20 protein-coding genes are annotated in these 26493 nt (G+C 40.6%); 10 read left to right on the top strand and 10 right to left on the bottom strand.

All coding sequences use genetic code 11. The annotated features are described in order from the left end of the window. The first annotated feature begins 156 nt into the window (after positions 1–156). The 4 genes from IPZ59_RS04600 to IPZ59_RS04585 all read left to right on the top strand — a co-directional run bounded on the left by IPZ59_RS04600 (position 157) and on the right by IPZ59_RS04585 (position 4630). Positions 157–354, top strand: coding sequence for a CsbD family protein (locus IPZ59_RS04600; protein WP_236138706.1), 198 nt, complete (start codon positions 157–159; stop codon positions 352–354). A gap of 152 nt (positions 355–506) precedes the next feature. Then, positions 507–2930, top strand: a complete 2424-nt coding sequence (locus IPZ59_RS04595; RefSeq protein WP_236138705.1) for a S9 family peptidase — start codon at positions 507–509, stop codon at positions 2928–2930. Between the two features lie 365 nt (positions 2931–3295). Then, the gene (locus IPZ59_RS04590) at positions 3296–3487 is read left to right on the top strand and encodes a hypothetical protein (protein ID WP_236138704.1); all 192 of its coding nucleotides are present in this window, start codon (positions 3296–3298) and stop codon (positions 3485–3487) included. 228 nt (positions 3488–3715) lie between these two features. Then, a complete protein-coding gene (locus IPZ59_RS04585; protein ID WP_236138703.1) occupies positions 3716–4630 on the top strand; it encodes a hypothetical protein in 915 nt (304 codons plus the stop codon). A gap of 39 nt (positions 4631–4669) precedes the next feature. Here the strand turns inward: IPZ59_RS04585 and IPZ59_RS04580 are convergent, their stop codons facing one another. Continuing rightward, positions 4670–5632, bottom strand: a complete 963-nt coding sequence (locus tag IPZ59_RS04580; RefSeq protein ID WP_236138702.1) for an SMP-30/gluconolactonase/LRE family protein — start codon at positions 5630–5632, stop codon at positions 4670–4672. Positions 5633–5865: 233 nt separating this feature from the next. On the opposite strand from IPZ59_RS04580, the gene IPZ59_RS04575 reads away from it, so the two are divergent. Together IPZ59_RS04575 and IPZ59_RS04570 are read left to right on the top strand one after the other, a co-directional pair. Beyond that, on the top strand, positions 5866–6396 hold the full coding sequence (locus IPZ59_RS04575; protein WP_236138701.1) for an ATP-binding domain-containing protein: 531 nt from the start codon (positions 5866–5868) through the stop codon (positions 6394–6396). Between the two features lie 333 nt (positions 6397–6729). Continuing rightward, on the top strand, positions 6730–9054 hold the full coding sequence (locus tag IPZ59_RS04570; RefSeq protein ID WP_236138700.1) for an acyl-CoA dehydrogenase family protein: 2325 nt from the start codon (positions 6730–6732) through the stop codon (positions 9052–9054). Between the two features lie 1025 nt (positions 9055–10079). Here the strand turns inward: IPZ59_RS04570 and IPZ59_RS04565 are convergent. Beyond that, entirely contained in the window at positions 10080–12281 is a 2202-nt protein-coding gene (locus IPZ59_RS04565; RefSeq protein WP_236138699.1) for an alpha/beta hydrolase family protein, read from the bottom strand. 160 nt (positions 12282–12441) lie between these two features. After that, positions 12442–12702 carry a Kazal-type serine protease inhibitor family protein gene (locus IPZ59_RS04560; protein WP_236138698.1) on the bottom strand — a complete coding sequence of 87 codons (261 nt, stop codon included), beginning with the start codon at positions 12700–12702 and terminating at the stop codon, positions 12442–12444. Positions 12703–12853: 151 nt separating this feature from the next. Here IPZ59_RS04560 and IPZ59_RS04555 point away from each other — a divergent pair, with 151 nt between their 5' ends. Together IPZ59_RS04555 and IPZ59_RS04550 are read left to right on the top strand one after the other, a co-directional pair. Beyond that, on the top strand, positions 12854–13915 hold the full coding sequence (locus tag IPZ59_RS04555) for an HNH endonuclease domain-containing protein (protein WP_236138697.1): 1062 nt from the start codon (positions 12854–12856) through the stop codon (positions 13913–13915). After that, entirely contained in the window at positions 13912–14766 is an 855-nt protein-coding gene (locus tag IPZ59_RS04550) for an HIT family protein (protein ID WP_236138696.1), read from the top strand. Before IPZ59_RS04555 ends, IPZ59_RS04550 begins: the two co-directional genes overlap by 4 nt. 3 nt (positions 14767–14769) lie before the next feature. Here the strand turns inward: IPZ59_RS04550 and IPZ59_RS04545 are convergent, their stop codons facing one another. The 6 genes from IPZ59_RS04545 to IPZ59_RS04520 all read right to left on the bottom strand — a co-directional run bounded on the left by IPZ59_RS04545 (position 14770) and on the right by IPZ59_RS04520 (position 21253). Next, complete coding sequence (locus tag IPZ59_RS04545) at positions 14770–15195, bottom strand: MarR family winged helix-turn-helix transcriptional regulator (protein WP_236138695.1); 426 nt, start codon at positions 15193–15195, stop codon at positions 14770–14772. A gap of 1132 nt (positions 15196–16327) precedes the next feature. Next, a complete protein-coding gene (locus IPZ59_RS04540) occupies positions 16328–17380 on the bottom strand; it encodes an agmatine deiminase family protein (RefSeq protein ID WP_236138694.1) in 1053 nt (350 codons plus the stop codon). After that, the gene (locus IPZ59_RS04535; RefSeq protein WP_308428169.1) at positions 17370–18242 is read right to left on the bottom strand and encodes a carbon-nitrogen hydrolase; all 873 of its coding nucleotides are present in this window, start codon (positions 18240–18242) and stop codon (positions 17370–17372) included. Before IPZ59_RS04535 ends, IPZ59_RS04540 begins: the two co-directional genes overlap by 11 nt. An 826-nt stretch (positions 18243–19068) precedes the next feature. After that, the gene (locus IPZ59_RS04530; RefSeq protein WP_236138693.1) at positions 19069–19800 is read right to left on the bottom strand and encodes a PorT family protein; all 732 of its coding nucleotides are present in this window, start codon (positions 19798–19800) and stop codon (positions 19069–19071) included. Between the two features lie 79 nt (positions 19801–19879). Continuing rightward, on the bottom strand, positions 19880–20632 hold the full coding sequence (locus tag IPZ59_RS04525) for a hypothetical protein (protein ID WP_236138692.1): 753 nt from the start codon (positions 20630–20632) through the stop codon (positions 19880–19882). A gap of 27 nt (positions 20633–20659) precedes the next feature. Continuing rightward, the gene (locus tag IPZ59_RS04520) at positions 20660–21253 is read right to left on the bottom strand and encodes a hypothetical protein (protein ID WP_236138691.1); all 594 of its coding nucleotides are present in this window, start codon (positions 21251–21253) and stop codon (positions 20660–20662) included. A gap of 988 nt (positions 21254–22241) precedes the next feature. Here IPZ59_RS04520 and IPZ59_RS04515 point away from each other — a divergent pair. Together IPZ59_RS04515 and IPZ59_RS04510 are read left to right on the top strand one after the other, a co-directional pair. Then, the gene (locus tag IPZ59_RS04515; RefSeq protein WP_236138690.1) at positions 22242–23369 is read left to right on the top strand and encodes a metallophosphoesterase; all 1128 of its coding nucleotides are present in this window, start codon (positions 22242–22244) and stop codon (positions 23367–23369) included. Positions 23370–23442: 73 nt separating this feature from the next. Further along, on the top strand, positions 23443–25437 hold the full coding sequence (locus tag IPZ59_RS04510) for an IPT/TIG domain-containing protein (RefSeq protein ID WP_236138689.1): 1995 nt from the start codon (positions 23443–23445) through the stop codon (positions 25435–25437). Positions 25438–25439: 2 nt separating this feature from the next. On the opposite strand, the gene IPZ59_RS04505 is transcribed toward IPZ59_RS04510, so the two are convergent. Then, positions 25440–26477 (bottom strand): ABC transporter ATP-binding protein, encoded by a 1038-nt coding sequence (locus tag IPZ59_RS04505; RefSeq protein ID WP_236138688.1) that lies wholly within the window; start codon positions 26475–26477, stop codon positions 25440–25442. Between the last annotated feature and the right edge of the window lie 16 nt (positions 26478–26493).

The raw sequence follows: 26493 nt of genomic DNA, 5'->3' as shown, positions 1-26493 counted from the left end.
TCGAGATACTTCCCGAAGAAATCAACATTATATGATTTTTAGAATTCATACTTTAAAAATTTACCCAATAAATTAAAAAAAATAATGAAAAATTTATTTTGGAACAAAAATTGCATTTATTAAATAAATAATATTTTAAACTAAACCAAAATTATCATGTCTTTAGAACTAAAAATCAAAGGGAATTGGAACGAAATGAAGGGAAAATTGAAAGAAAAGTATGCGGACCTAACGGATGATGATCTGATGTACGCAGAAGGTCAAGAGGATCAACTTTTAGGGAAATTGCAACAAAAAACTGGTGCAGCCAAGGAAGAACTATCAAAGTTTTTGTTTGGAAAGGATGAAAAGTAATAAGCGACTTTTGAGATAATGGATAACGATTGAGCCAGGTTTTGCCTGGCTTTTTCCATTTAAACAGATAAGCAAAGCATCCAAATAAATGAGAATTTAGATTTTTTCAGATTTGTGTATATTGACAGCTAAACAGATTTCTATCGTTTACCATGAAGAAAATTTACAAAATAGGGCTTTCGATCGCATGTTTTTGCTTTCTAGCCATGGGGCTTGCACAGGCACAGCAAGCATTGACCTATCAAACTCCGCCAAAAGAAATAGCAGACTTAGTCAACGCCTCACCTACTCCCACCGTCAGCTTTAGCCGTTCGGGAGAGTTTATGATGGTGTTGGAGCGTTCGGGGAATCCTTCCATCGAAGAATTAGCACAACCGGAGTTGCGCCTCGCAGGTATCCGAATCAATCCTGCGACCAATGGACCGAGTAGAGGAGGGTCTATTGAAAATGTACTTATCAAAAACACAAAGACTGGTGAGGAAAGAAGTATTTCTGGATTGCCTGAAAATCCTCGATTAGGCTCTTTCTCTTTATCAAATGATGAAAGATACATTGCCCTTACGAACACCAGCAATACAGGCATCGCCCTTTGGCTTGTCGATTTGACTACTATGGAAGCAAAGCAATTGACACAAGAAAATGTCAATGGTGTAGGGGGTGTAGATATGTCATGGACTCCAGATAACAAGATTGTCTATCGTGCTATCAATCCAAAAAGAGGCACCTATCCGAAAGCTCCTTTGGCTCCAGCAGGTCCTACCGTACAGGAGACGAGTGGCAATGCAGCTCCATCCCGAACGTATCAGGATTTGCTAACCAATGCCTATGATGAAGATGTGTTTGAGTACTTCATGAGTTCTCAATTGATGCTATTGGATTTGAATGGAACTGCTACACCATTGGCTAATGCTGGGCTGATTTCCACCATGAACCTTTCTCCTGATGGACAGTATATCCGCATCAATTACGTGAAAAAGCCATTCTCCTATTTAGTTCCTGTAAGTTCATTTCCTTACGATGTTGAAATCTGGGATATCAAAGGAAACAAAGTATCGACAATTGCAGAGATTCCTTTGGCAGAAGTGAGACCAACAGGTTTCGATGCAGTTTCTACAGGCAAGAGAGGTATCAGTTGGAGAGCAGATAAGCCGGCGACCTTGGTTTGGGTAGAAGCCCAGGATGGTGGTGACGGTCGTGTAAAGATGGAAGACAGGGAGATCGTCTATATGCAAGATGCCCCATTTAACTCAGAACCAATCGTTTTAGCTAAAATTGGCTATAGATTTGGAGGAATTTTTTGGTCTGATGATAATTTCGCCCTATTGAGTGAGCGTTGGTCTGCTACGCGTCAGCAGCGAATCAGTTTGATCAATCCTTCCAAACCAGGTCAAAAAGGGACGGTTGTTATTGAGCGTTCTTCGGATGATATTTACAATGATCCGGGAAGCCCTGTGTTTACGACCAATGATTATGGACGAAGTGTCATCTTGAGAAAAGGCGATGATGTCTTTATGACCTCAGATGGCGGTTCACCTCAGGGAAGTATGCCTTATCTTTCTGCTTACAATGTAAAAACCAAAACAGAAAAGATTCTATGGAGATCACAGGCTCCTTTTTATGAGCGTGTAGCGAAAGTATTGAATGCTGATGCGACCGAGTTTGTAACCCTAAAGGAGAGCACCGATATTCAGCCCAATTACTGGTTGGTCAATACCAGAAGAAGAATTGCACCAAGACAAATTACTCAATTTGCACATCCATTTGAATCCATCAAGGGAATCAACAAGCAATTGGTGAAGTATAAGAGAAACGATGGACTGGATCTATCTGCCATTGTTTACACCCCAGAAGGTTATGATCCTACGACCGATGGACCACTTCCAGTGGTTATGTGGGCGTATCCGCGCGAATACAAATCAGCTGCAGTAGCTGCACAAGTAAGAGGCTCTCAGTACACATTTACTCGATTGAATTGGGGTTCTCCTATCTATTGGGTAACGCAAGGCTATGCGATTATGGACCAAACAGAAATGCCAATCGTAGGCGAAGGTGATGATGAACCAAATGATTTCTTCTTGGAACAATTGGTAGCGAATGCCGAGGCAGCCATTGATTACATTGTAAGTACAGGCATTGGCGATAGAAATAAAATTGCTGTGGGTGGTCACTCTTATGGTGCCTTTATGACAGCGAATTTACTTTCACACTCTGATTTATTTGCGGCAGGTATAGCACGAAGCGGTGCGTATAATAGAACCTTGACTCCATTTGGCTTCCAATATGAGCAACGTACGATTTGGGAAGCACCTGAGGTGTACAGCAATATGTCTCCATTTATGCATGCCAACAAAGTGAAAACTCCAATTTTATTGATTCATGGGGAAGCTGATAATAATTCTGGAACTTTCCCAATCCAATCTGAGCGTTATTACAATGCCTTGAAAGGACATGGAGCTACTACAAGACTTGTGTTCTTACCTCATGAAAGCCATGGCTATGCTGCCAAAGAATCTATTTTACACACCCTTTATGAGCAGCATGAGTGGTTGGAGAAGTATGTGAAGAATAGGCAGTGAGATTAGATTTTAGACTTGCCTGCTGCAAGCAGGAGCAAGAGAGACTCAAAGGCCAAGGATGAAGGATGAAATGTTAAAATTAAGAGATAAGAAACAAGATTAATGGGTTACTAGATGTTGAAATGATGTAGTCTGAGAATGTTTTTCGTAGCGAGCGTGGCGCTTTGTCGTTGCGCTCGTTGCGAGAAATAAACAAGAAACTTGGAAGACAGAAAAGAAGCATTATTTCTAATAATCTATATCGAAACTTGAATTAGATGAGTTCCTTAGGGTCTAAGCTCCGAAGACCTCCATGTATGCTAAGCATAGCTGGAGGTCTTTTTGTTTAAAGTAGTTAATCCACTTTTTGAAGTAGTTGACCGATTTTGCAGACTTTAGTCAAAGGAAGAAACCGCACCAATCCCCTGTATATCCAAAAGCACAAACTTAAGCCAGGCAGTCATCAATTGGAAATCCGTGTGACAGGGGGCATTCCAGCAAGGGCAGGTATCGATCCGTACAATAAACTCATCGATCGTATCCCTGAAGATAATGTAAGCTCTGTCAATATAAAATAGCAAGAGATTGATTTGCCACGTAGGATATAGATTGTTTTAAATGAATAAAAAAATAGCTAGTTGGCTTATCAGTACTAGTATTGCTTGAAGTACAACTTTAAGGTCTACCATGAGTTCTGTGGATAATTTGCAAAAAAGTAAGTTATCCACAGAAACTTGATTGATTATGAACGGTTTTAGTTGGTTTACAGGTAAATGCATTTTACTTTTACTTAAAATTTAAAGAGTATGCGTTTTTCGAAATATGTGTTTGTGTTTGTAGGCCTCTTTTTCTGGGGATGCATGGACGAGGGAGTTGATTCTTTGCCTCTCAAACAATTTAACCTTACTGTTGACGGTGTGACTGTTAAGGTTCCAGAAAGCGCAATTGTTGCTAACGAAAACTGTGAAAGTATATTTCTGAGTTTGGATTATCTGGATAGCCAAAGAAAAGAGTACAAGTTGCGGTTAACCCTCACCAAAGATGGTTATTTGCAAGAGGTACATTTCATCGGGAGTGATTATGCAATCAACAGCTCTAGACCAAAAATGTACTGGCCTCAAACGTTTAGCCCCGCTTCCACTTTTGAGATTAAAAACTTTTCCTACAATCATCAACTCGGCACATTGGTTTTCGGGTTTGAGGGAAAGCTTTTTGAAGAGTTTGATAATTCCAATGTTATTGAACTGAATGGAAGTTTTTCAATTGAAAACTTGTTGAGTATTCCTTGTAGTTTTGTTCCTGCCCGAATGTATGTACGTTCAGATGATTTTTATTTTGTAAACATTAATAATCATTTGATACAGTTTGACACCAACGTTCAGCATCACTGGTTTTTTTCAAATAATGGTTACCGTATTTTATTCAGAACAGCTGACGATATTTGGGATTACCCGATTGGACGAACTTCCTTTTCTGAAACTGATTTCTTGGACAAGATTGTGTTAAGACAGTTTATTGGTCCTTTCAGGGCAGATCAACAACCAATTGCCCCTGCCCATCAATGGTTTGAATTTCAAACAAAGGGGGAGTTCACCATCGATAGAAAGTTTATGGTGAATGGAAGGCAAGTAATTGAAGGAACCATTCGGTTTACAGCTATGGGGAATGACGGAGAAGTTATCCACACGGTGGAAGATATGGTATTTCGTCTAGCTCGATAAAAATCCTTTTTGTTCCCTTGGGTCCGCCTGATTGATCGCTCACTTCAAGTTTAGCTTTAAGATGAAACTGTTGGCTGTGAGGTAGAGGGTTTTTTCGTCGGTGGATAAGGCGCAATTGGAAGTTGCTTCTCCTGTTCTTAATCTTGCCAAAACAATTCCATCGGAATCAAACACCCATACGCCTCCAGGACCTGTGGCAAATAGTACACCCGAACTATGAACCTTTAATCCATCAGGTAGTCCTTGAAAACCGGATTTTCCTACAAATTCGGTAGCATCTAAGAATACGGTTCGATTGTGGATAAATCCATCTTCACTTCGTTCATAGCGATACCATACTGCTTCGTTGGGGTCTGAATTGGCTACATACAGGTATTTTTCATCGGGACTCCAGGCAATCCCGTTAGGCCTGCTTAGGCTATCCAATAGTAAGAGACTTCCATCTGTTTTCAATTGAAACACTCCGTGAAAGGTCAATTCCTTGGTTGGATCCTCCATACCAAATTCAAGTCCATAAGGAGGATCAGTGAAGTACAGGTTTCCTTGACGGTCATACACAGCATCATTGGGGCTGTTGAGCCGTTTTCCTTCATAGTTATCCACAATTGTTTCGAAGTTGGGTTTGGGATCATCTAGCGAACTACTCATTCGAGCCATCCTTCTATCTCCATGTTGACAAAGCACCAAGTTTCCTTCCTTATCGAGTATCAGCGCATTGGACCCTGTTTCTCCACCTCTTTCTGCTGATTTGGTGTAACCAGATGGTTTTAGGTAGAGGGTCAACGCTCCTTTGTTGTCTATTTTGAAAATGGAATTTTGTGGAATGTCTGAAAAAATCAAAGCCTGTTCCCTTTCCATCCAAAGTGGTCCTTCGGTCCACGAGAAGGCTTCGGCCAGAATCTCAAATCCTTCAGTAGGATCAATTAAGTTTAGTACACGTTCATCTAAGATTTCTATAAATGTGTCTGCTTTTATTTTTAAGTCCTGTGAATGACAGCTCATGGAAAAGATAAGTAAACAACTGATGAAAATTAGTTGACGGTTCATCTTCGGAGATGGATTTAGTGGAGATTTCAAAGAAATTAAATATACTTGTAATAGCTGTCAATTCCTCAATAGTTGCAGTTAATTTGAATTCGAAAAAATGAGCTCCCAGCAACCTCAAATTTGTTTCTTAGATGTTGAAGTAGATCCTCAAACGGGCAAATTGCTGGACTTTGGGGCAATAAAAGCTGATGGTTCTAGTTTCCACTATCCATAAGGCCAAAGGAAAGGAGTTTGATGAGGTGTTTTTAATGTTAAGTAATGCTACCTGTGTGGATAACTCTGAGCGAAGACTGCTGTATGTGGGGATGACCCGTGCGAAATCTAGGCTTTCTACTCATTATCGGGGAAATTACTTAGATCCTGTAACAGCTCCAGCTTTAGAAAAATTTACGGTAGACCTTATACCAGAAGATCAAAAGCTTTTGATACTTCATTTAGGTTTGAGGGATGTCAACCTGGGGTTTTCCACATTCAGACAGAAAGCTACTCATGCGCTTAGAACTGGAGAAATACTTCAAGTGGTGGATTCAGACTGTTTGAATAGTCAGGGAATAGCTGTTCTCCGTTTCTCGCAAGCATTTCAGCAAGCATTACTCGCTTATGAACAAAAAGGCTATGTGATCCAAGAGGTTCGGGTGAACTGGTTGGTTTATTGGAAAAATCCCGAAACAGAAAAAGAGGTGTTGGTTGTTTTGCCGGAGTTGATATTATGTAATTGAAGCTGAATGGTTTTAGTAACACAAGGATTTTTGACTCGACTAGGGGTGTTTTTACAGAAGGTGATCCAGCTTTTGAAGGTGCAGGATTATTTGAAAAAAGTCATATTCAAATTTGTATAAAGAACCCAAACTGCATCAAAGGGTTCTTTATACCAAGAGAGGAAGTTATTTTCCCGTAGCTATCTAGGGAGAAATGTTTTTTAGCCTACAATTTTAGCCGACTTTTAAGTAGATAGTATTTCTTTTCAATTTGCTTGATCAATGGTAAAAGTATTTTTATCAAACCTCCAACGGATTTTTTCAGTATATTTAAACATAACCCACGTTAGCCATATGTTACAATCCGACTTCATTCAAGAGAACCCAAAACTTTCTATTTTTTTACCCATCTACTACACGCTTTGGGCGGATAGTGTGTTGACAACTACGGAATCAAAGGAAATTGAAGCACTTATCCACAGACAATATTGGCTAAGCACAACGGAAAAGGAATGGCTTTTTGAACAGTTTAGTTCTAGCAAGCCTCCCAAGCCCAAGGTGTTAAAAAACCTGCGAAAAGAAATCATATCCCTAACTACCGAGCAAGAAAGTTTGACGGCAATAGGGATTGCGTTGGCTCAAAAGTATCAGTCAGATGTGAGTTATCCACAGGATGTCATGACAGATTTTGAACAAACGGAGCAGGCTTTAGGGATTTTGGGAAAAGAGGCAAGCTATAGCTTTAAATCAGGTCATGAGACCATTACCAATATCCAACATTCTGAACAGAATTTTAATGTTTCGGAGTTGACCAAACTATTGGATGGTTCTCAGGCGGAGCTGATTCATAGAGTCAAAAAAGTAATTGCTGACCCCGCTTTTGCTTATAGGGAATTTGAAAGTTTACACGATCAACGAGAACAAACGCTTTTGTGGTGTCAGGAATTGGCCAAGCAGGGATTTGGGGCTTGGGCTTTTCCAGAGTTTGCGGATGGCAAGGATGATATGGAAGGCTATTTTGCCATTATGGAAACGCTTTCCTACCATGACCTGAGTATGGTCATCAAATTTGGAGTACAGTTTGGCTTGTGGGGAATGAGTATTTTCTTCCTAGGTACTGAAAAGCATCACCGAAAGTATCTGAAAGATGTGGGCAGCCTCAAACTACCGGGCTGTTTTGCCATGACCGAAACAGGACACGGTTCCAACGTGAGAGGCTTAGAAACCACAGCTACTTACAATCATGAAAAGAAAACGTTTACCATCCATACGCCAAACCCCGATGCACGAAAGGAATATATCGGCAATGCAGCTTTGCATGGACAAAAAGCCACTGTTTTTGCGAAGCTAATTATTGATGGGGAGGATTTTGGGGTCAATGCTTTTATTGTGCCGTTGAGGGATGCTGAAGGGAATTTGGTTTCAGGTGTTCGAATAGAAGATTGTGGGCGAAAGATGGGTTTGAACGGTGTGGACAATGGGGTCATCTATTTTGATCAGGTGGAAATTCCACAAGAAGATATGTTGGATAGGTTTTCTTCGGTAAATGAAGCAGGTGAGTTTGAGAGTCCCATCAGCTCGGACAACCGAAGGTTTTTCACCATGCTAGGCACGTTGGTTGGTGGTCGAATTGGTATTCCTCGATCTGCTTTAGCTGCCTCAAAAACAGGTTTGACTATAGCTATTAGACATGGAGAAAAGCGGAAGCAATTTGGTCCCGAAGGTGGAGAGGAAGTTCCAATCTTGAATTACCGCATGCATCAAAGAAGATTGATGCCACCTTTGGCGACAAGTTATGCGCTTCATTTTGCCTTGAGGTATTTGACTGAGCGTTTTTTGAAAAGGTCCGAGGATGATGCGCAGGAGATCGAGGCCCTGGCAGCTGGCTTGAAGGCCTACACCACTTGGTTTACGACTGCCACCTTGCAGGAGTGCAGAGAGACCTGTGGAGGTAAAGGTTACCTTTCAGAAAACAGAATCGATGCCCTCAAAAATGATACAGATGTGTATACCACTTTTGAAGGAGATAATGTAGTCTTGATGCAATTGGTAGCAAAAAATAGGTTGACTGAATTCAGACAGGAATTCAGTGATATGAATCTGTTTACTGTTTTCAATTATGTGAGCAAACAGGCCAAAACGACTATCACAGAAAAGAATCCACTGATTATTAGAAGCACTGAAAAAACACATTTATTGGATGTTGATTTTCATCTCAGTGCCTTCCGCTATCGGGAGCGGGCAATTTTAGCAAGTGCCGCCAAACGAATCAAAAGGCATATCGATGAGGGAATGGACTCTTTTGATGCGTTCAATGTCGTGCAGCACCACCTACTCAATGTGGGCCAAGCATATATTGAGCGTGTAATTTTGGAGGAGTTTCAAAAAGCAGTGATTGGAGCACATGACAAAGGTGTGCAAGATGCTTTGACACAGCTTTGTCAGTTATATGCATTACACACCATTGAGAAAAACAGCGGTTGGTATTTGGAGCAAGGCTATATGGAAGGAGTGAAAACCAAGGCTATCCGGAAGGAGGCCAATCAGCTTTGTTGGGAAATCAGAAAAAATGCCTTAGCGCTCACCGATGCCTTCGCTATCCCCGAAAGCTGCATCGCCGCTCCTATTGCTCGCAGAAAACACAGAAGCCACGGAAGTGTTATTAAAGCCACTGATTAACACAGATTTTCACAGATGTTTTGCTGACGCAAAATTGGAATTGGGGCCCCTTCACCAATATTTCAATTTGATTTTCCACCTTATTTCCACGTTATTTCAATTGAAGCGGTAATCGGATTACTGACAAATATCCAATATCCATCAATATCCCTATATCCACTAATATCAATTTAAACCACAGATCAACACAGATATGCACAGATTTTTTTGCTGACGCAAAATTGGAATTAGAACCCCTTCACCAATATTTCAATTTTATTTCCATTCAATCGGCAATCGCATTACTGACAAATATCCAATATCCATCAATATCCCAATATCCACTAATATCAATTTAAACCACAGATCAACACAGATATGCACAGATTTTTTTGCTGACGCAAAATTGGAATTAGAACCCCTTCACCAATATTTCAATTTTATTTCCATTCAATCGGCAATCGCATTACTGACAAATATCCAATATCCATCAATATCCCAATATCCACCAATATCAATTTAAACCACAGATCAACACAGATAAGCACAGATTTTTTTGCTGACGCAAAATTGGTTTTCGAATCCCTTCTCTAATATTTCAATTTATTTCCACTTTATTTCAATTCATACGGCGATCGCATTACTGACAAATATCCAATATCCATCAATATCCCAATATCTACCAATATCAATTTAAACCACAGATCAACACAGATTTTTTGCTGACGCAAAATTGGAATTTGAACTCCTTCACCAATATTTCAATTTATTTCCACCTTATTTCCACTTTATTTCAATTCATACGGCGATCGCATTACTGACAAATATCCAATATCCATCAATATCCCAATATCTACCAAAATCAATTTAAACCACAGATCAACACAGATATTCACAGATTTTTTTGCTGACGCAAAATTGGTTTTCGAATCCCTTCTCTAATATTTCAATTTATTTCCACCTTATTTCCACCTTATTTCAATTCATACGGCGATCGCATTACTGACAAATATCCAATATCCACCAATATCCAATATCAATCAATATCAATCACCATCCTCCTTCTTATTAAAATGCTTCTCGTAAAACTCAAACACCCGATTCCAATGATCGTAGAAGTCACTTTCATTGCTTGCTGCACCGGCGCCGTGTCCACCGTTGAGGTAATTCACCCAGGTGACGTCTTTGCCGAGTCTGCGCATGGCATAGAAGAGTTCACGGGAATTGGTGCCCGGGACATTCCAGTCACCTTCGCCTGTTAAGATGAGGTGCGGAGTTTCGATGCGGTCGGCATAAAGCACGGCCGTGGTCGCTAAGTATTTTAAAGGTTCATTCCAAAGTGTTCCACCAATGCGGTCTTGTCCATACTCTGCGGCGGTATAGTTTCTCGTACCGATTTTTGGGCTGTCGCCTAAGAAACTGATGATGTTAACTTTTCCAGAGATGTTGATAGCTGCTGCAAAGCGGTCAGTTTGGGTGATTAAGAGCGATGTAGCATAGCCACCATAACTTCCTCCCTGTACCCCAACTTTATCATTGTCAACCTTCCCTTCATCGACCAATTTGTTGATAGCCGCTGTAATGCCTTTGACCCATGCTTCTCCAGGATAGCCCATTTCCAAATCCACCGAAGGACGCAATGCAAAATAGCCCTGATTGGCAAAGAGGTTCATGTTACGGTTATAGCCGTTGGCAAAGAAGCTTTCGTACACTTCACATACCAGAGGATACTTTTTCCCTTCTTCGTAATCCACCGGATAGTAAAGAATTCCTTGCAATTCTTTTCCATCTACATTGCGGTAAGTGATCAATTCAGAGCGAGTCATTTTCTTTTCTGATAACCATGGATTGAGGTTGGTCAATGGCTGCTTAGTTGCAAATGACCAGTCCGTAGCTACCAAATCCGAAGGCATATCTCCGTCGGACAGATTGAGGACTATTCTATCAGAATTTTTGGCTTTCTGAATGCCCGTATATAAGCGCTCATCAACAATGATGTCTTTCATTTCACGGGTATTCAGGTCAAATCGAACAAAACCTCTCCTCCAACGCTCTTTTTCACTGTAGGAGAAAAAGAGTGTTTGCTCGTCTGAAGACCAATGTACTAAACTAAGGTTCGGGGCTTTGTCTTTGTCTTTGGGGAATTCATATACCATTTCCAAGGACTCCCCTTTGGCATCTACCAACCAATAGCCTTTATCCGAACTTAAAAGCAGCTGATTTTCGGAAGGGGACCAGGAAGTGATGGAAAACTTCACCTCTTTTTTCTTTTCTTCATCCGAATAGGCTTTTCCTTTGGTCAGGTTGTGGATAACTGTGTCTCCCAAACTTTGAATAAATACATATCCCGAATCTACCCAAGCAAATTTGTCTTTGGAATCGGACCAATTGTAGTTTCTGCGTTGCTTATTACGTTTGTAAAGAATGTGGGTCGAATCTGGGTTGGACAGAACTTTGTAGGATACTTGATATTCTGTTCCTTCATTGCGCACGTAGGAAGTTTTCAGAGGGAAAGTTTCATTGAAGATCAGGTATTGGTTGTCTTCTGAAAGGTACACTCCTCCATAGTTTGCTTCGGGGAGGATTTCTTGGGATGCACCTTTAGATAGGTCAACACGCATCACCCGTGTCAGTGCATTGGTATTTCGAATTTCATCCCAATTCAGAAAAGGTTTACTGCCATCGTACACGACCACGGGTCCTTTGGTAGCAGCATTGTAGAGTTCCATCGCTCTACCCATCCAATCTTCTGCTCGGGCATGAAGCAAGATGGCTTGCCCATCAGCTGTCCAAGTCAGGTTGGAGTTAGCCAATAAAGGATTGCCCACGATTTTGATCTCTCGTACACGTTTTCTGTTGACATCATAAATCATCAGGTGCAGCTTGTCTCCTTTTTGCTCCAAAAATGCCAATTCTGTTGAATTAGGGGACCATTCAAAAGAAGTTACTCGTGATTGTTTGTCGTAAGGAAAAGTCATTGCCCCTGACTCTGTGTCGATGATGACAAACTGTCCAGGGATTACATTGATGTAAGAAGGGTCTTGAAAGCGGAAATGATCCACATCGAAACGAGCGCTTCCATCCGTGATGACTCCCGCCAATAGCTTCCCCTCATGGGAAAGCGTGGTACTGCCGATGGATTTGACCTTAATTGCATCTTCGACGGTGAAGTTGGTTTTTTGTCCCCAAACAAGTTGTGTGATGAAGAGGCTGGCAAAAAGGAAGAAAAGGATGGAGCGTTTTTGCATGGGATTGTTGGTTGGTTTTAATTTCAATACATCCCAACAAAGAACTGCATTTCAATGGCTTTCAACTAACCGTTAGCGGAAAAATCGGTCAGTTGATAGAAATTTGAGACTAGTATAAGTTCAAATCTTTGTCTCAGAATAGCTAGCGTAGAAATACAGTTTATTTATCGCACTCCCCTTCTGTAAACTTCAGGATTCCTCTGGCAGTCGCTTCACAGGCGTTGCCATAGGTTTTACCATCACAGCCGCAGACCGGTTGGTAGATGGCGGCACACACAGCATTGGGATTTACTTTTGATTTATCGAAGCAGTCTTTTCCCAATTGATCTTCCCCATCAAGTACCGGGTCAATGGCATCACATTGAAATGCTGTTGCAACAACAAAAACAAGGACGAATAGTAGATTAGCAAGTTGTTTCATGGCGTTGGTTTTTTCTTTAAGACGAGAAAGGAGGTGAAAGTGCTACACGTAGTAGGACAAATTTTTTGCCAAAAATTTAAACGTTTAAAATAGTATAGTGAGTTGGTGAATGGATTGTCAATTAGTATTTTCACCAAAATGTAAATAAATTATGGAATTTCCTAAGGACTCAAACCTTCCTACCCAACTTCTAGCATCTTGTTTTGATAGCACATCCGCTACGTACAAGTACTATTGGTTTTTGAGTATTCTTGAATCCTTGTGTGCAAATAGATTGGTTATTCCAAAGACAGAACTTTTTTCGAATATGATAGCCATTCCATGGTACACTGTAAATTACTTTCAAGTTTCTTTTGGAAAACAGGATGTCATTCACCGAGAAATTGAAAATATCAAATCTTTTGAGAAAATTTCAATTGATGAAAACAAAGAGGTTATAGTCTCAAAGTTAACACAATCCCAAAATTTACAAACCCAAAAAGCACTTTATCACTTCGACAATCAGGTGCCTCATTGGTTTCTTTCACCGTGGTTTGATAGCAATAAAAGCAAAAAAGATATTTATGCTGGGTCAAAAAACTTTGATAATGAATGCTTATACGCTTTGTATCAAGACCGAATAGAATTGAATCCGAATTGGCTTGCCTATCTGATTGAAAATATTCGATTTTTGAAAGATTTTTGCTATTGGAATCTTGCTGTATTTTTGCAAAAGCGTAACCCGGGTGTTCCTGAAATACCAAATAAACTCATAAAACCAGCTGTAAGAAGCGCCTTAACCAATCAAAGAAGAAATTTTTGGAATGTAGTGTTTGATGAGTTGGGAGAAATTGATTGCATATATACTGGTGAGAAGCTAAATAAATCAAATTATGCAGTCGAGCATTTTATTCCTTATAGCTATGTCTGCCATGACTTAATGTGGAACCTTGTTCCCGCTGACCCTCGGTTTAATTCTCATAAAAGCAATAAACTTCCGAGTTTAGACGATTATTTTGATGGATTTTATAGAATTCAAAAGGAAGCGGTTGAAATCGTATTAAGTAAAAAACCAACTTCCAATTATCTTTTTGATTACTTGTATCTATTTAAAAACCTTGATGGAATAGAAGATCTTCCAAATGTCTTTGAAGAGAAAAGATTTAAGGATGTTTTTCATCCTTTGATAATTATGGCTCATAATAGCGGCTTTCAATATTTATCCAAGTCATGAAAAATGAATTTTCCCATCTCACCGCCAAAGAGCGAGACAAGATCTCCTTCCCCGCTAGGCTTCTAGAGGAAAGAGGATTATTGAAGGGAAGAATATTGGATTTTGGGTGTGGCTATGGGAGAGATGTGGAGGTATTGCAATCTAAAGGTTATCAAATTGAAGGGTATGATAAGCACTACGCTCCAACTTATCCACAAGGAAAATTTGATACTGTTATTTGTTTGTATGTCTTGAATGTATTGCACCTAGAAGAGCAAACCAAGGTGTTGATTGAGATTTCTAAACTCCTTCAACCTCTAGGGAAAGCTTTCTTTGCTGTTCGTAGAGACTTGACTTACCAAGGTTATCGAACACACAAAATTCATCAAAAACCGACGTATCAATGCAATGTTATTTTGCCTTATCAATCTGTTTTTCTCAATGATAGTTGTGAAATCTATGCGTATACGCCGATCAATCAATTGAGTCGTTCCAGTGATATGGAATGTATTTTTTGTAATCCTACGCCTCAAATGGAGCTGATAGCTGAATCAGCCTCAGTTTTTGCGATTTATGATAAATTTCCTGTGAATCAAGGACATGCTCTGATTATACCTAAAAGACATGTGGATAATTATTTTGAATTGACGTTGCGAGAACAAACAGCTATAAATTTTATGCTAAATGAAGTCAAACAGGAGATCCAAGAAAAACTCAATCCAGCTGGTTTTAATGTAGGAATCAATGTGGGCAAAGTAGCAGGTCAATCCATTAACCACGTACATATCCATCTAATTCCTAGGTACGAGGGTGATGTGGAAGATCCTTTTGGTGGTGTTCGTGGCGTTATCCCCTCCAAAAGAAAATACTAACCCCTATTCCTTCCCCAACTCCCCAATCAATCGATCCATCAACTCTACCAATTTCTCTCGTTCTTTTTCTTTCCATCCGCTGAGGGTTTGTTCCATGGATTGGGCAATGGGGATGGCTTTGGATTGGAGGCTTTTGCCAGGATAGGAGAGTTGGATTTCTACTCGGCGCTCATCGGACTCGGAACGAACTCTTCTGACCAAGTTCATGGCTTCCAGGCATTTGAGTAAGGGGGTCAAGGTGCCTGAATCCAAGGAAAGCTGTTTTCCAATCTGTGAAACTATCAAGCCATCCTTTTCCCACAAACAAAGCATGACCAAGTATTGTGGATAAGTTAGGCCTAAGCTGTCTAATAGGTCTCTATACTGTTGTGAAAACAATCGGGAAGCTACATAAAAACGGAAGCCGAGTTCTTGTTGAAGGAGTGACATAATAACGTATGTTGAATTGTGAACAATTAAATTTAACAAAATTGGCTCACGGAAAGTACGTAATTCGCGGAAAATTTTTGAAAGGGTCTACGAATGACAGGAATGGGCACAAAAAAAGCGGCTAATTGCCGCTAGTTATCCTAATTGATTGAAAAGGAATAATTTAGTCTCTCCTCTTCTTTTCTTCTTGCTTTGCCTTTTTATCTGCCCTTTTTTCTTTCAGATTTTTTTCGGGCTTTTTCTTTTCAGCCTTTTTCGCATGTTGTTCTTTTGCCATGATCGTCAAATTTGTAAGGAAGATACTATTTTTAATTCATGGATTTTCTTAGAACGTTGAAAATATTATTTTCTGATCCAATGGTATCACTAGCAAAAGGGAAAGACTGCTCCAAGAAATCGTTGAAGTCGTAGAAAATTTTTGAAACTGTCCACGAATGGCACGAATGGACACGAATGTTTGATCATTGGAAATTCGGTTTTAGTTCACGCAAAGACGCTAGGGCGCAAAGTTTTGAGGTTTTTTTAAAAATATCCGTATAAAATCCGCGATGTCAGCACCCGTTTGATCTGCGTTCCTATCCCTTCTCTACATCATTCGATATGTTGGTTTCACGCAACGGGCGCAACGAATGGTCGCCACGGCCGCAATGAAAATATTGACCGAAATCAAATCTGAAAAAAATGTCCACAGATTGCTCAGATTTACACAGAAGGTTTTTGCCTTGGTAGCTCATGAGATTATGCTCAATAGCATGGTTTTTAATTTGACGCAAGGCTTGAGGATTTTCACAAATGCCTTCTTTACTATTCCATACAGGGCCTATTTCTCGCAACGAGCGCCACGATTTGTCGCTACGTTCGCAACGAGTGCGTTTTGTTTATAAAAAAAATCCGTCCATAATCCGCGATGTTAGCACCCGCCTCATCTGGGTTAATATGACTCTTTCTAAAAACACTTGATACTTTTTTAAGGACTATTTTCTTTTTTACATGCCCCTCTTATATCGCCGCTAGGCATATATCAAGTTACATCGCGTAAGCATATATCACACGCTATCCCTCAGAATCTTTCTATCAAAGCAGTCTCGTTTCTCGCTCCTGATTGCAGCAGGCAAGTCCAAAATCTCGCTTCTCAAGCAGGTTCTTGCTGACTTAGACAATGGAAGCTTCCCAATCCCCAGATCAAATCCCAAGAATCTACACCTACGACTTTCCGATCAGGGAAGCAGGATTGGAGTATGGATAGGGCTTTGTCGTCGTTGCTGTCTCGAAAGGTGGGGACGATGACGAATGTGTTGGCAATGTAGAAATTGGCATAGGAAGCTGGCAAGCGCATATCTTCAAAGATGACTGCCTTTGGCATGGGCAGCTCGACTATGTTGAGGGATTTTCCGGTTTCCAAGGTCATCTGTTCCAGCAATTCCACATTTTCTTTGAGCACCTCATAGTTTTCATCGGCCTTATCCTCCTCCACTACTGTCACAACGGTATCTTCATTGACAAAACGGGTCAGGTCATCGATGTGCCCATCCGTATCATCGCCAACGATTCCGTCCTTTAACCATAAAATGTTTTCTACTCCATAATATGCTCGAAGATACACTTCAATGGCTGATTTGGAGAGATGTGGGTTTCTGTTGGGGTTGAGCAGGCAGGCTTCTGTGGTCAGCAGCGTGCCTTTGCCATTGACTTCAATCGAACCACCTTCCATGATGATGCCCGGACTAAATGTGGGGATGTTTCTGTACCGTGCAATATGGTAAGGGATTTCATTGTCCAAGTCAAAAGGCGGATATTTTCCTCCCCAAGCATTGTAATTCCATTTGACCAAGGCCTTGCGCTGCTCGGCTTGATCATTGACCAAAAAAGCAGGGCCATGGTCTCTGCACCAAGCATCGTTGGTAGGAAAGTAATGGAAACATACCTGATCCATAGTTGCTCCTGCCGCTTCTATATGCTTTCTGGCAAAGGCTTCCATGGAGGGATTGGCAACATTGATATGGACCTCTTCTCCTTCGCTTAGCAATTGGATAAATTTGGCATAAGCAGGAAAGATGCTGTCAATTTTACCTGGCCAAGAGGCTTCTTTATGTGGCCAACTCAACCAAGTTGCTGCATGGGGCTCAAATTCTGCCGGAAAGCGATAGCCTAACGCTTTGGGGCTTTTGCCTGTATCAATCTTCATCGATGAATCGCTTTAAGATCGGGGAGTAGGTTTCGATGCGGCGATCTCTCAAGAATGGCCAATGGGTTCGGTATCTGTCCGACTGAGCCATGTCAATTGCTTCTACATGTACCAATTCCTGTTCGTGATCCGCTTGATAGGTCACCCACCCAAAGGCATTTGTCACGAAGGACCCTCCCCAAAACTTCATATCTCCTTCCACTCCTACACGGTTGACAGCAATTACCGGTACACCATTGGCTACAGCATGGGATTTTTGAACGGTTTGCCAGGCATGGTACTGTTCACGATTCGTGATCTCATCTTGGTCTTTGTGCCAACCAATGGCAGTTGGGTAGAATAAGAGTTCAGCCCCCATCAGCGAAGTGATGCGTGCAGCTTCGGGATACCACTGATCCCAGCAGATCAATACGCCAATCGTGGCAAATTTTGTTTGGAAAACTTTATATCCCAAATCTCCTGGGGTGAAGTAGAACTTCTCATAGTAGCCCGGGTCGTCTGGGATATGCATCTTTCTGTATTTCCCGAGATAGCTTCCGTCGGCATCCAATACCGCAGTGGTGTTGTGGTACAAGCCTTCGGCCCGCTTTTCAAACAAAGAGGCAATGATGACTACTCCGAGTTCTTTGGCAAGTTTGCTGAATTGTTCGGTGGACTGTCCGGGTATTTTTTCGGCAAGCTTAAAGTTTTCATGGTCTTCTACATCGCAGAAGTAAAGGGAACCAAAGAGTTCTTGTAAGCAAATTATCTGTGCGCCTTTGGCTGCGGCTTCACGGATGCCTTGTGCTGCTTTTTGGAAGTTGGATGCGAGGTCAGCACTGCAAGAGTTTTGAACCAAGCCTACATTTACGATTCGTTTCAAGATAAAATCTGTAAAAAGGTGAAATACTAGTTCAAAAATAAACCAAAAAATCGGTAATGGTTTGCAGAATGCGTAGAATCCGCTAAAAATATTTGAGGGAGTCTACGAATGGCACAAATAATACGAATAGTTCGGGTTTGGAGTCTCGGCTTTTTGTTTCACGCAAAGGCGCCAGGACGCAAAGTTTTGAGGTTTAATTAATTAGATCCGCTCCCAATCCGCGATGCTTGCATCCGTTTCATCTGCGTTCCATAGGTTTCACGCAACGAGCGCAACGGTTTGACGCCACGGCCGAAAAAAATGATTATATTCTCATGGACTTGCGTAGCACCAAATCTAAATTCTGACGTCTAAAATCTAAAATAAAAAAGTCCACAGATTGCACAGATTTTCACAGAGGCCTTTTTCTTTGGTAGTTAGGAAGAACATGTTCAATAGAAAGGTTTTTAATTTGGCGCATGGCTTGAGGATTTTCACTGATGCTTCCCTCAGTAGTCAAAACAGGACCCATTTCACGCCACGAGCGCCAAGATTGATCGCTACGCCCGCTAAGAGTGAGTTTTTTCATAAAAAAATCCGCTCCCAATCCGCGATGCTTGCATCCGCCTCATTCGCGTTCCATTGGTTTCACGCAACGTATAGGCGTCACGGCCGAAAAAAATGATTATATTCTCTTGGACTTGCGTAGCACCAAATCTAAATTCTGACGTCTAAAATCTAAAATAAAAAAGTCCACAGATTTCGTAGATTTTTTGCCAAGCAGTCTTGATAATTTTTGAGAGCGAAAATCTCTTCGCAAAGCTTAGCGATTCGAACCTGATTGTAATTACTTGTTAAAGTTAGTTATTCCTCCTATCTCGAGCTGAATCAAAAACTGTGGGAATGTGTCTATTGGGGAGTTAAGTATGGATACATACTTGGATTCCCATGCAAATCCTTCGCGTGGAGGTACTCTGAACCCAACTTTTAATCGTACCACTGCGCAATCTTCTTTAAATAAATTCTGATATGCTACTCCTAAACCAATTATGGCACCATACGACAAGTGATTGAGTTCGACGGATGTATTTGGGTTTTGAAGGATTGAACCTATAGTACCCATGCCTCCCGTATTTTTAGAAGTAATTAAACTAGATTCTGTTCCGGAAAAACCCACAAATCCAAATAGGGAATAATTTTCTTTAATCCACAAATGATACAACAGTGGCAGGTTTGCAGTTACTGCTCTTCGAATAATTTTCGATTGTGGATTTAAAGATTCATTTGACTGTCTTCCTAAAAGAACTTGAGGTCCGACTTCCAATCGATTAAATCTCCAATTAAAACCAAATCCAATATTAAATGCACCAGAAGGTATAGTAGGATAGTCATTTTCAGCAAGGAAATTGTTGAGATTGATAGTATGGGTATAGGTAAATGAAGGGGCCACCAAATATGGCCCCAGTCCCCTTTTGTAATAAGGTTTTTCTGTTTTTTCCTGTTCTTCTCTAGGCCATTGGGCAAAGAGAAGACTGGGGTTGAACAATGATAACAAAGAAATCAGAAGCCATCGTACCATTCTTTTCTACATTAAATTCCTTTTATATTTTTAATAAAATCTACTGATTAGCACGTTTGGGAACAAATTGAAATAAGTTCTAATGCCTCTTTCTATCCCAGTTAAATGCACCGCCTATTGAAAGTTGGATCTGCCAATAATTGAAACTTTCAAGCGGTGAATTGCTCAATTGAGTGTACCTGCTACTCCAGTTTTCAATAGGATTAGTTTGAATCCTTTTACCAATTCTGATTGATCCAATTATAGAGTCTTCTAAGAATAAATCGTGCGCATCCATTCCAATACCTATAAACAATCCATTGGAGTAATTATTAAGATGTACAGAGTTTCCGGGATTGCTTAGAATATTATCTAAGGAAGTAGAAGAAGTGGATCTTGACAAGAAGAGCGTAGTTTCTGTAAAACTGTAGGCAATAAAAGGATATACGGCACCGCCATCCGTTCTTATCACATGGTATGCAAATCCAAAATTTCCTGACCAGGATACTCTTCTAGTAGTTTGGTTAATAGGGTCATCTACTGGATTTGTTTTTAGTTGGTTACCCCAAAAAAGATCGGTTATAACCATAAATCTGTTGATCCTATAATTCAATCCAAACCCTAAGTTCAAGTGCCCTCTTGGTAATACAGGGTATCCATTTGCATGAAGCAATTGATTGATGCTTGCCGGAGAACTGATAGTAAATGCAGGAAATATGATATACGCATTGAGCCCTCTATTATAATCAGGTCTTGGACGTTCCCATTCATAAACTTCCTCATCATCTTGTGCAAAACCTACTGAAAACATCAGAAGCATAAAACATAGGATACCAGAAAACTTGACTACCATAAGAATTTAAGTTTATCCTAGATTTCATTAAAAAAGCTCAGCTGGTTTCAGTTCACCTTTTTTGTAGTTTGAAAATATACCTATTTCAAATTGGAGGAAGAAATAGGAAAAGTTATCAATTGGTGAATTTGTAAACTGAGCAAACCTAGATTCCCATTCAAATCCATTATGAAATGGCAATCTATATCCAAATTTAACTATAAATCCGCCTGTAAAATCTTGCTGTAGTCGATGAATTGCAATACCACCACCAAGTAATAAACCAGTTGAAAGATGTTCCAGTTGAACAGATGTTCCTGGATTCAACAATAGCGAATTGATATTACTTGTGTTAGTGACCGGTTTAGATGCGGTTAAATTTGTTTGCGTACCCGACCATCCAGAAAGAGCGAAAACAGAATATTTTTCTTTGATAACAAAATGATACTTTAGTGGAATATTTACTGTCGTCGTATTTCTTGTGATCCTTGAATTTATATCTGCTCTAGTTCTTGATTGATTTCCCAATAATGCTTCTGCACCTAGTTCAAATCTATTCAATCTCCAAGTTAAACCAACTCCATAATTAAATCCTCCAATAGGGATTAAGGGATATCCATTTTCTAGGAGAATTGAATTCATTTGGATATTTTGAGTATTGGTATAACTTGGAACTATAATGTAAATTCCACCTCCTCTTTCATAGCGTTCTTTTGGAACGGTTACAGGTGCTTCCCTAGGCCACTGGGCAATAGCAGCTAGGGACAATAGCCATAATGAAATGCTTAACACCGTTTTTTTCATTTAAAAACTAATTTTAACTCCATATTTAGCTTCCTGGGCAAAACCCTTCCATTCTTTATCAAAGTTTTTAGCAGCTTCATAAAACCCTTTACCAAGTCCAACTTTCCAACCTGCGTATATCTTAAAATTTTTAGTTATTTTTTCAAAACATAATTACTGAATGTTTTGTCATGTTTGTGAATGTACTGTAAAGTACTCATAATTAGTGGGGTCTAGAGTTAATACCACTTTTCACGCCACAAAAAAAAATAAGTTTTCAAAAATTGGTCGATATCCAATTATTAAGTACTTATAATCGCTTAATTTTAATTGGTAAGAATTAAAGTCTATTTTTTGACCCTAAAACATATAAAAAATTCTAGTCTAAATCCGCGTTGCCTGCATCCGCCTCATCTGCGTTCCATAGGTTTCACGCAACGAGCGCAACGGTTTGACGCCACGGCCGAAAAAAATGATTATATGCTCATGGACTTGCATAGCACCAAATCTAAATTCTGACTTCTAAAATCTAAAATAAAAATGTCCACAGATTGCTCAGATTAACACAGAAGGTTTTTGCTTTGGTAGCCCATGAGATTATGTTCAATAGCATGGTTTTTAATTTGACACAAGGCTTGAGGATTTTCACAAATGCCTTCTTCACTATTCTTTACAGGGCCTATTTCTCGCAACGAGCGCAACGATTTGTCGCAACGTTCGCAACGAGTGAGTTTTGTTCATAAAAAAATCTTCCCAAAATCTGCGTTGCTTGCACCCGCCTCATCTGCGTTCCCAATCATTTGGGTATGTATACAGAAATTGTTACTTTCAGGAAAATCCAAATAGCATGAAGAATTTTTTGAACAAGTTGAAACAGCCGATTATTTTTTTGTTGAGGAAACCGACGATTTGGTTGGCTAGGAGGGTGTCTTCTTCTCCGGATAAAGAGCAGGTATTTAAACGCTTGACAGAAATCTATCGTGAAATTGTGGATAACCCCAATTCCAAGGAGGGTGCGTTGTATGAATTGGACCTTAGGGGAGGAACTACTATTATTTTTTCGGACCATCATAAAGGGAATCGAGGTACCGGCGATGAGTTTAGGAATGCAGAAAAGAATTATTTGGCAGCCTTGGATTATTACAATGGAAAAGGGGCAATGTATATCAATCTGGGAGATTCAGAGGAGTTTTGGAAGTTTAACATCTTTTCTATCATGAAGCACAACAAAGCTACTTTTGAACGAGAGCGCATGTTTGTGGAGCGTAATGCATTTTATAAAATCTATGGCAATCATGATCTTTTTTGGAAAATAGACCCCTTTGCAGAAATGTATCTTCGGCAACTCTATGGGAAGGCAATCAATATCTACGGGGGAATTGTCATACGTGTAGCATTGGAAAACGGGAAAAATGTAGATGTCTTTTGCACCCATGGGCATCAGGGGGATCAAAATTCAGATGGGAATGCGTTTTCTAAGTGGTTTGTCACCTATATCTGGGGACCTTTTCAATCTTTTCTTGAAATCAACATCAACACTCCTGCCAGTACTCAAACGGAGAAAACACTTCATAATCGGATCATGTACGAGTGGAGTCAGCAACAGGAAAATCTGATTTTAATTACAGGCCATACGCATCAGCCAATTTTTCATTCGTATAGTCATTTGCAGTCATTGAAAGAAGCCTTGGCAGAGGCTGAAGTGCATGGGGAAATCAAAAAAATCCATGAATTGCAAGAAAAAATAGACCGACATCCAGAGCAATGTCGGGTAGCGGCAAATACCAACGGAAAGTACCGCCCAACCTATTTCAATGCTGGTTGCTGCTGCTTCAGTGACCATAGTATTACAGGAATAGAGATAGCGGATGGAGCGGTTCGATTAGTCTCTTGGCACAATTTGAATGGAATCTCTGAACGAGAGGTCTTGGAGGAATTACCACTTCATGAAATCCGTCATATGTTTTTTGACTAAGACTTTTGGTAATTGCTAGGATTGTAATTTTTCTTTGATTTATTTTAACATCTTGTACCCTTAGCCTTTCCCTATGAAGTTTCAGAAGCTTTTCTTATATACCTCGCTAGCAATTACCTTGTTTGCTTGTTCGGAAAATGATGGTCCGGATATCCGAGTGGATGCGGTGCGATCAAGCCGTGTTGAAATTTTGGCGGATGGAGGTGCACGCTTTTTTGGTGAAATCATTCAGGAAAAGGGGCTCACGGAACATGGTTTTATGTACACCCAAGACACCAACGTATGGAATCTGGCCCAACGAAAGGTCTCTTTGGGTACGCCGGAGGGGAAAGGAGAATTTTCTGCAGCAGTACTATCAGGGATTCAGGATCAGCAAAAATATTATTTTCGTGCATATGGGGAGTCTGCCAGTGGAATGTTTTATGGTAAAATCATTTCTTTTTTTTCCAACGGAAGTGTGGCTCCTCAAATCTCACGCGTAGATCCTACCAAAGCTCACCTCAATGAGACCATAAAAATTGTGGGAACAAACTTGGGAGTAAGCCGTGAAAGTACTGCCCTTTATTTTGACCAACAGCCTATAGGAACATTTACTGCTCAGGACAGTGTCATCACTACGGTCATTCCACCTAATCTCACAAGTGCAAAGTTTATCATCCGTGCAGTAGTTTATGGCAAAGCTGTGGAATACCCTTATGAATTGGCAGCTCCTGAGATTAACAAAATATCACCGTTGACGGCTACTTTTCGTGAGGAAGTGATCATTGAAGGTGCGCATTTTGGAGACCAACCGAGTGAAAATGAAGTGTATTTTGGGGAAGTACCTGCGCAGGTTATTGGTGCTGAGCGAAATAAATTGATTGTAATAGTGCCGGATGATTTGGATATAGCCAAAAGTAAGATTACCGTGAAAGCTCAACGGCAGACGGTGATTTCGGAGGAGTTTTTCGAAATCAAAGCCCCCATCATTGAATCTTATGATGAATGCATGGATACCTATCAAATGATTGAGATTTTTGGTTCAAACTTTCACCCGATTTCCCATAAAAACACGGTTTTGTTGGAAGGAGTGGAAGCGGAAGTGATGGATGTTTACCCAGATAAGCTATACGCTATGGTACCCCAAGGTCCTTTCCCTAGAGGAAAGATGACGGTGGAGGTGATAGTAGCTGGAGCTTCTACCAAAGGCCAAACAGATGTGTGTATTAAAGATGAGTGGCTCTTGATTTCGACAACACTTCCATTTGCTTACTATGGAGGGCCAGGCACATTTGTCGTCAACAATAAGGCCTATGTATTTGCAGTGGGGAAAAATGATTTCCAAAAATTGTATATGTGGGAGTTTAATCCTACAAATCTGTCTTGGAAAAAGCATGAATTACCTTTTGAACTGAGCCATTTTGGGAATACTGCTTCGACAGGTAACAAAGGATACCTATATACTGCCAATGATCGGAATGAAGTCTGGGAATTTGATGGGACTTCTTGGAAGGAACGGGCGCGCTTCATAGGTCCCTATCGGGTTAACTCTTCCATGTTTGCCATCGGTCAGAAAGTTTATTTGGGTATGGGCATGCGAGATAATACCTCTTATCAGGATTTTTACAGCTATGAATCAACCTCCAATCAATGGAAGCCGATTGCACAACCCTTAGCTGCCGGAAGAATTAAGGCGGTAACTTTTGTGATCGACGGTAAAGCTTATATTACGGATGGTGCGAGCAATACGGGTGAAGTGGATATGATGCGCTACGATCCCATAGCCGATACTTGGACTAGGATGGCAGATCAAGCGTATGCTCGATTGTACTCTGTTGGTTTTGCTTTGAATGGGAAAGGCTATACCGCGATTGGTTCATCTGTGGGAGGTTCGGGTTCTCCCGAATCCCATGTATATGACCCTCAGACCAATACTTGGTCCCATGGCCCCCCTGTAGGTCATAAGGGAAGATACCGTGGTTTTGCTTTTGTGCTGAATGGGGAAGCTTACATCGGCGGTGGGGCTGCCGAAACTAACTACATCAATGAAGGCGTAGAATACGATTTATTGAAATGGGTAAAGAAGTAGGCCTAAAACGCTTCCTCTATACAATACTTCCATAAAAAGAAATGTGCCCGGTCCTGCCCATCAAAACTTCTCCCCGGGTTGGTCCGGATACTCACGCGCTTACCTTCGGAATCTGCAATTTTTACGATTTGGTGATCTCCAAAATAGGAAGCTTTGGCGATTCTTCCGATCAATTGCTGCCCTTCCCGCTGTACAACTTCTGCATGTTCGGGTCGGAAAGTAATACGCACCTGTGATTGATAGTTGACAGCTTCCGGGTCGGAAATAAAACCAAAGGAAGTATAGAAACCATCTTTGGTAGGCGTCGCTAGCATCTCGTTGCGTTTACCAAAAAAATTAGCCACATAGCCGTTGACAGGCTGTTCGTAGAGGTTTTTTGGAATATCGATTTGTTGGAGGTAGCCTTTGTGCAAAATTGCCACTCGATCAGCCGTAGATAATGCATCCCGGGTATCGTGTGTTACAAAAATGGCCGTGATGCCTGTTTTCTTGATAATCTGTCTGATTTCCTCCCGTACTTGGTCTTTGAGGACAGTATCCAAGTTACTAAAGGGCTCGTCCATTAATAAAATTTTTGGATTCGGTGCAATAGCCCTTGCCAAAGCCACCCGCTGTTGTTGCCCACCGGATAATTGATGGGGATATTTGTTAAAGTCTTCTTTCAGCCCTACCAAGCGTAGGGTCTCTTCAGCAACCTCATCTTTATTGGGGAGCTTTTTATCTAATCCAAATTGGATATTTTGCAAAATAGTCAAATGAGGGAAAAGGGCATAATCTTGGAATACCATTCCTACTTTTCGTTCATGAGCTGGAACGGATTTTTTTCCTTCTACAATTACCTGTCCCGAAAGTGAGATGATTCCATCATCTGGATGTTCTAACCCAGCAATCAGGCGAAGCAGAGTAGTCTTCCCGGATCCACTTTCTCCAACCAATGCTAATATCTCTCCTTCTGCTACTTCAAAAGAGACATGGTTGACAGCAAATTCCTTGGCTTGGCTGTATTTTTTGTTGACGTTTTTAAGTGAGAGAATATTCATCCATTCTGGGTCTGTC

The organism is Mongoliitalea daihaiensis, assembly GCF_021596945.1.
Taxonomy (GTDB): domain Bacteria; phylum Bacteroidota; class Bacteroidia; order Cytophagales; family Cyclobacteriaceae; genus Mongoliitalea; species Mongoliitalea daihaiensis.
This window is presented reverse-complemented; position numbering and strand designations above follow the sequence as displayed.